The organism is Actinokineospora sp. (genome assembly GCF_052390155.1).
GTDB lineage: Bacteria > Actinomycetota > Actinomycetes > Mycobacteriales > Pseudonocardiaceae > Actinokineospora.
Map to the genome: position 1 here is coordinate 166,917 of NZ_JBQTHF010000018.1, position 6,329 is coordinate 173,245.

Consider the following 6,329-nt stretch of genomic DNA (forward strand, 5'->3'; position numbering starts at 1 on the left):
GTCGTGGCGGCGCGGTGATCCGGCGTGCCGGTGGTCGATTGACACAATGTCAGTGGGGCCGTGCCCGCGGCGTTGTTGCGGGCGATGATCGTCAGGAATGCGGCGGCGGCCATTGACAGTGTGATGTGTCGGTACCATGCCTGATACCCGCGAACCTGGTAATGATCGAGGCCGGTGGCAGTCCGCGTTTCCCGGAATGTCTCCTGAATAGCCCGGTGGGCCACCGCGGCCCGCGCCAGACTTTCGACCGGAGTGTTCGCCTGCCCGAAGCAGAGATAATAGGACAGCGCTGCGGGATGGTCGAGCGAGCGGCGGGCCAACAACCAATGCCGCCACCCCGGACCGCGCATCGAACGGATGTCGACCGCAGCCCATTCGTGCGGTCGATGGGCGGCCGTATCAGCTTTCCGGCCAAGCTGCGTCCACAATTGGTCGGATAGTCCAGAGACTATCTGGCAGGCGCGGATCCCGGTCAAGTCGGTTGTGTGCACCATTACGTTCCCGGGAATCGCCAGGACGTACGCGATGCCGCGGTTCTCCAGCCAAGAACGCAGTCGTACGCTCTGTCCGCAGGATTCGCCGCCCGCCACCCAGCCGAAACCTACGCCTGCCCGCGCCGCGCGGCTGATCATCCGTTGCGCGAGTACGGGCTTGATCGCGTACACGACGTCCTCGCCGATGCCCGCGCGTCTGCGCCGCGGGCCGTCGGAGATCCACTCCTTCGGCAGATACAGCTCGCGATCGATGAGCGCGCGGCCCTGCGCCGAAACGTAGGCAAGAAACACGCCGACCTGGGCATTCTCGCACCTGCCCGCGGCGGGGGAGAACTGGGATGCCACGCCCGCCGACTTCCGACCCTTCTTCGCGAAGTTCGTCTCCTCGACCACGAGCGCACCGTGCTCGGCGTCGCCGATCTGCTCGACCACGGCGGTGCGGACGTCGTCGCGCACCCCGTCGGTGTCCCAGGCATAAGAGTTCAGCAGTCGCTGCATACCTTCCGGCCCCGCGTCACCGGCGGCTTCAGCCAGCGTCCAGCCGTTTTTCCGCACAGTGTCGCCGAGCAGTCCTCGAACGTAACAACGCATCCTCCGGCGCGACTCGACCCGAGGGAAGCGGGCCGCGAATCGGCTCACAAACGCCTCGAACGATCTGGACCAGTCATCGGCAGGTTCAACCTTCACGGTCTGCTCAACGACTGGATCGAACCAAGGTCACGGCCTGCCGCCGGATAGGGGTCGCGCTAGGGGTGGCCTGTTCTGAGGTCACGAACTGTTGTTGCGGCAGACAATGAGCGGTGGCCCCGATCTGTTGTTGCAGTAGTGGCCGGGACGGTCATCCGGCGGTTACGTGCGACAATGGACCGGATTCGAATCTACTTCGCGGTAGCTGCGCCGAGTGGTCATTCACGTATTCGGCGAGTTGACCCGAATGGCCTATGGTTCGGCCTCTCCGGTTGCGGCACAACTGATCTCGACGCGCCGTTGGCGAGTCGGTTCAACCAAACATCAGGGAGATCCCGTACATGTCTCGTTTCCGTAAAATTGCGACCGTGTTGGCCATTCCCGTTGCGGCCTGTGCGCTGGCGGTCGGCGCCGCCACCGTGGCGTCGGCCGCGCCCGCGCCCGCGGGTGCCGCGCAGACGCAGGGCCTGCTGTTCCCTCTTGAGGCCGTGATCGCCGCCGACATCGAGGCGGACCTTGAGGCGAGCGTGGACGCCGACGTGACGGTCGACGTCGACGTTCAACTGCTGACCGGCGGCGCCCTGCTCGTCGTCAGTGCCGACGTGCAGACCGACGTGGAGGTCTACGCGAGCGCTGAGGTCGAGGCCGATCTCGCCGCCGAGATCGCGGGCGACCTGAACGCGCGGATCAAGGCGTTCCTCGGGCTCGACCTCGACTTCGACGTCGACGTCTCGATCGACGGCTCGGTGCGGATCGACATCATCCGAATCTGACCGAGCGACGAGGTGTGGGCGCCCGGGATACCGGGCGCCCACCCGTTTTCCGGCGGCGGCCACATCACCGATCGGACCGCGGGCGCGCAGTGGTTCGCGGCTGCCGCGAACCAGGCTCTGACAACACCGAACTCGGCTCTCCCGGGCGAACCCACGACTCCGTACTGTCCTGGGTCATGAGGCGATCCCTGCTCACCGTCGTCGCGGCAGTCGTCGCCGGGCTCGGCACACTGGCGGCGCCCGTCGCCGCGCAGCCCGCGGTGGCGCGGGCGGTGGTGCGCAGCGAGCCGGTGTACTCGTACGCGAACGCCGTGCGGGAGACGGTCTGGGTGGACACCGGGCTGACCTCGCCGACCGGTGCCCGGGTGCGGGTCGCCGCCGACATCGTCCGCCCGAGCGAGGCCACCGGGCCGGTGCCGGTGATCATGGACGCCAGCCCGTACTACACCTCGCTCGGCCGGGGCAACGAGAGCCAGCAGAAGACCTACGACAGCCAGGGCAAACCCGTCCAGTTCCCGCTCTTCTACGACAACTACTTCGTCCCGCGCGGCTACGCGACGGTGCTGGTCGACCTGTCCGGCACGGCCCGCTCCACCGGTTGCGTCGACGTCGGCGGGCCCTCCGAGGTCACCTCGGCGAAGGCGGTCGTCGACTGGCTCAACGGCCGCGCCACGGGCTACACCTCGGTCACCGGGTCCACCACGGCCAGCGCCGCCTGGTCGACCGGCGCGGTGGGCATGATCGGCAAGTCCTGGGACGGCACCATCGCCAACGGCGTGGCCGCGACCGGCGTCGACGGGCTCAAGACGATCGTGCCGATCGGCGCGATCAACTCCTGGTACGACTACTACCGCGCGCACGGCGCGACCTTCCTCAACGGCTCGCCGTCGTCGCTGGCCGGGCGGGTGGAGAACGCGGGCGGCGCGGCGGCCTGCGGCGCGGTGAAGTCCGCGCTGGACAACGGTTCCCTGTCGAGCGGCGACCGGACCGCGATGTGGCGCGAGCGCGACTACCTGCCGAGCGCGGCGAACGTCAAGGCCAGTGTGTTCGTGGTGCACGGGGTCAACGACCTGAACGTGAAGACGATCAACTTAGGTCAGTGGCTGACCGCGCTGCCGTCCACTGTGGAGCGCAAGGTCTGGCTCACCCAGGCCGGGCACGTCGACCCGTTCGACTTCCGCCGCGCGGTGTGGGTCGACACCCTGCACCGCTGGTTCGACCACTACCTGCTGGGCATCGACAACGGCATCGAGGACGAGCCACGCTCGACCGTCGAGCAGCGCCCGGACGGGTGGCGCGACGACCCGTCGTGGCCGGTCGCGCGCACGCCGACCACGCTGCGGCTGCGGCCCGGCGGCACCGCCGGGGTCGGCACGCTCGGCACCGCCGCGCCGCCCGCGGGCACGACGGCGTCGTTCACCGACAACCGCACCAGCGAGTACACCTGGATCGCCAACCCGACCAGCACCTCGTCCGCGCGCGTCGTCTACCGCACCGCCGCGCTGGCCAACGACGTGCGGATCTCCGGCACGCCGACGATCACCCTGACGGCCACCTCCACCTCCACCGCCGCCCGACTGACCGCGATCCTGGTCGACTACGGCCCCGCGACGATCCGCGACTACCGCGGTGGCGGCGAGGGCATCCAGACGCTCGGCACGCGATCGTGCTGGGGCGAGAGTGCGCCCGGCGACAGCGCCTGCTTCCTGGACACCGCGACCGCGACGACGTCGGTCACCCGGAACATCGTCAGCCGCGGCTGGGCCGACCTCGGCCACTACGCGTCGCTGGACTCGCGGCGCACGCTGACCCCGGGCACGCCGTACACGATCACCTTCAGCCTGGCCGGCACCGACCAGGTCATCCGGGCCGGGCACCGGCTCGCGGTGGTTATCGGCAGCACGGACAGCGTGTTCATCGGCTCGGCGGGCAACTACCCGAAGCTGACGCTGGACCTGAGCAAGGCCAGCCTGCGCGTGCCACTGGTCGGTTCCCTCTAGGCTGTCCTCCCGTGCGCTTCGTCCTCGCTTCCCAGTCTCCTGCCCGTCGCGGCGTTCTGCGGAACGCGGGCATCGATCCCGTGGTCCGAGTGTCCGGTGTGGACGAGGACGCGGTGGCCGCGAGCCTGCCCGACCCGAAGCCGGACGAGCTGGTCGTGGCGCTGGCCGAGGCCAAGGCGCGGGCGGTGCTGGCCGACGTCGCCGCCGAGTTCCCGGCCGCGGTGATCGTCGGCTGCGACTCGATGCTGCACTTCGACGGCGAGATGGTCGGCAAGCCAGCCACCGTCGACATCGCCCGCGAGCGCTGGACCCGGATGGCGGGCGGCACGGGCGAACTGCTGACCGGTCACGCCGTCCTCCGCGTCGACGGCGGCGCGGTCACGGCGTCCGCCCGCGGCACCGAGCGCACGGTCGTGCGCTTCGGCAGGCCCACCGAGCGCGAACTCGACGCCTACCTCGCCTCCGGCGAACCACTGGCCGTCGCGGGCGGGTTCACCCTGGACGGCCTCGGCGGCTGGTTCGTCGACGGCATCGAGGGCGACCCGTCGAGCGTGATCGGGATCAGCCTGCCGCTGGTGCGCGGGCTGCTCGCGAACACCGGCCTCAGCGTCGTGGACCTCTGGGTCTAGGGACAGTCGCGAAGCTGCGCCGCGGTGAGCTGGACCAGCGGATACCCCGGGAGCTGGTCGAGCCGGGCGAAGAGCCGCGAGCAACCGATCTCCTGCCCCCCCAGCCCGAAGACCTGCGCGTACACCGGCCGTTTGGCGCAGTCGGCGGCGGGCGCGCAGTCGTGCTGGACGGCGATCACCTCGGGGGCGGAGTCGCTGATGACGTTGTTGAGCAGCAGGTAGCCCGCCTGGGAGAAGTACGCGCGCTCCAGCGGGCTCCACTTGTCCGACCGGCCGACGACCACCTGCCCGGTCGCCCCGTCCTCGTTCTGGCCGCGGATCAGGCAGGCCGAGACGGACGCCGGGTAGCACTGCAGCGAGTTCGACGTGAGTGTGATGCCGCGGTCGGTGATGGTGGTCTCGATGACCTGGCTGGCCGACGGGCCGCCGATGCGGAGCCTGCCGGAGGTGGCGCCCGAGTCGGCGACGAGTTCGACGATGGTGCCGCCGACGGTGGCCGTGGCGAGGACTTGGCAGGGTTCGCGCAGACAACCGGAAACGCCGACACCGGTCGTCGTGGTCGGCGCCGGAACGCTGGTCGAAGTGCCGCCGGCTGCGCTGTCCGCGCGCGAGCGCAGCACGGCGGCACCGGTCAACGCACCCACGATGACCAGCACGGACAGCGCCGCCGTCAGCACGACCGGACCCGGTGTTCGCCGACCAGCCACACCGCCTCCTCGTCGCCCAGAGATTAAGGGCACAGTAATCCCCCGATTGTGGGGTTGCTCTCGGTTCCGGCCGGGACACCTATCCGTAAACTCTCTCCGCAAGCCCGCGAACTAGGAGGAACGGCGTGCCCGAGTCGGCCAAGGCGTTGAGCAAGGTTCTCATCGCCAATCGCGGCGAGATCGCGGTCCGTGTCATCCGTGCCTGTCGCGACGCCGGGCTCACGAGCGTCGCCGTGTACGCCGACCCCGACCGGGACGCCCCGTTCGTGCGGCTCGCCGACGAGGCGTTCGCGCTGGGCGGCAACACCCCGGGCGAGAGCTACCTGTCCTTCGAGAAGCTGCTCGACGTGGCCGCGCGCGCGGGCGCCGACGCCGTGCACCCCGGTTACGGGTTCCTGTCCGAGAACGCCGACTTCGCCCAGGCCGTCATCGACGCCGGGCTGACCTGGATCGGCCCCGGCCCGCAGGCCATCCGCGACCTCGGCGACAAGGTGACCGCGCGGCACATCGCGATGCGCGCGGGCGCGCCGCTGGTGCCCGGCACCAAGGAGCCGGTCGGCGGGCCCGAGGAGATCGTCGCCTTCGCCGAGGAGCACGGCCTGCCGGTGGCCATCAAGGCCGCGTTCGGCGGCGGCGGCCGCGGCCTGAAGGTGGCCCGCACGATCGAGGAGATCCCCGAGCTGTTCGACTCCGCGGTGCGCGAGGCGGTCACCGCGTTCGGCCGCGGCGAGTGCTTCGTCGAGCGCTACCTCGACAAGCCGCGCCACGTCGAGGCCCAGGTCCTGGCCGACCAGCACGGCACCGTGATCGTCGTCGGCACCCGCGACTGCTCGCTGCAGCGCCGCCACCAGAAGCTCGTGGAGGAGGCCCCGGCGCCGTTCCTCACCGACGCGCAACGCGCGCAGATCCACTCCTCGGCCAAGGCGATCTGCCAGGAGGCGGGCTACTCCGGCGCGGGCACCGTCGAGTACCTCGTCGGCACCGACGGCACCATCTCCTTCCTGGAGGTCAACACCCGGTTGCAGGTCGAGCACCCGGT

At 70.1% G+C, this 6,329-nt stretch carries 5 protein-coding genes and 1 pseudogene; 4 read left to right on the forward strand and 2 right to left on the reverse strand.

Going from position 1 to position 6,329, the window contains the following annotated elements; translation table 11 throughout:
• Positions 1-62: 62 nt before the first annotated feature.
• Positions 63-1,181, reverse strand: a pseudogene (locus ACT4N7_RS07525) (IS701 family transposase); the annotation flags it as partial.
• A gap of 368 nt (positions 1,182-1,549) precedes the next feature.
• Between ACT4N7_RS07525 and ACT4N7_RS07530 the strand changes: the two are divergent.
• From ACT4N7_RS07530 to ACT4N7_RS07540, 3 genes are all read left to right on the forward strand, one after another.
• Positions 1,550-1,954: a hypothetical protein gene (locus ACT4N7_RS07530; protein ID WP_444827867.1), complete on the forward strand. Its 405-nt coding sequence runs from the start codon at positions 1,550-1,552 to the stop codon at positions 1,952-1,954.
• A 176-nt stretch (positions 1,955-2,130) separates the two neighbouring features.
• Positions 2,131-3,954, forward strand: a complete 1,824-nt coding sequence (locus tag ACT4N7_RS07535) for a Xaa-Pro dipeptidyl-peptidase (protein ID WP_444827868.1) — start codon at positions 2,131-2,133, stop codon at positions 3,952-3,954.
• Positions 3,955-3,965: 11 nt separating this feature from the next.
• Positions 3,966-4,583 carry a Maf family protein gene (locus tag ACT4N7_RS07540; protein ID WP_444827869.1) on the forward strand — a complete coding sequence of 206 codons (618 nt, stop codon included), beginning with the start codon at positions 3,966-3,968 and terminating at the stop codon, positions 4,581-4,583.
• Here ACT4N7_RS07540 and ACT4N7_RS07545 read toward each other — a convergent pair.
• On the reverse strand, positions 4,580-5,290 hold the full coding sequence (locus ACT4N7_RS07545; protein ID WP_444827870.1) for a hypothetical protein: 711 nt from the start codon (positions 5,288-5,290) through the stop codon (positions 4,580-4,582). The genes ACT4N7_RS07540 and ACT4N7_RS07545 overlap by 4 nt on opposite strands.
• 125 nt (positions 5,291-5,415) lie before the next feature.
• On the opposite strand from ACT4N7_RS07545, the gene ACT4N7_RS07550 reads away from it, so the two are divergent.
• A partial coding sequence (locus ACT4N7_RS07550; protein WP_444827871.1) for an ATP-binding protein occupies positions 5,416-6,329 on the forward strand: 914 nt, incomplete at its 3' end.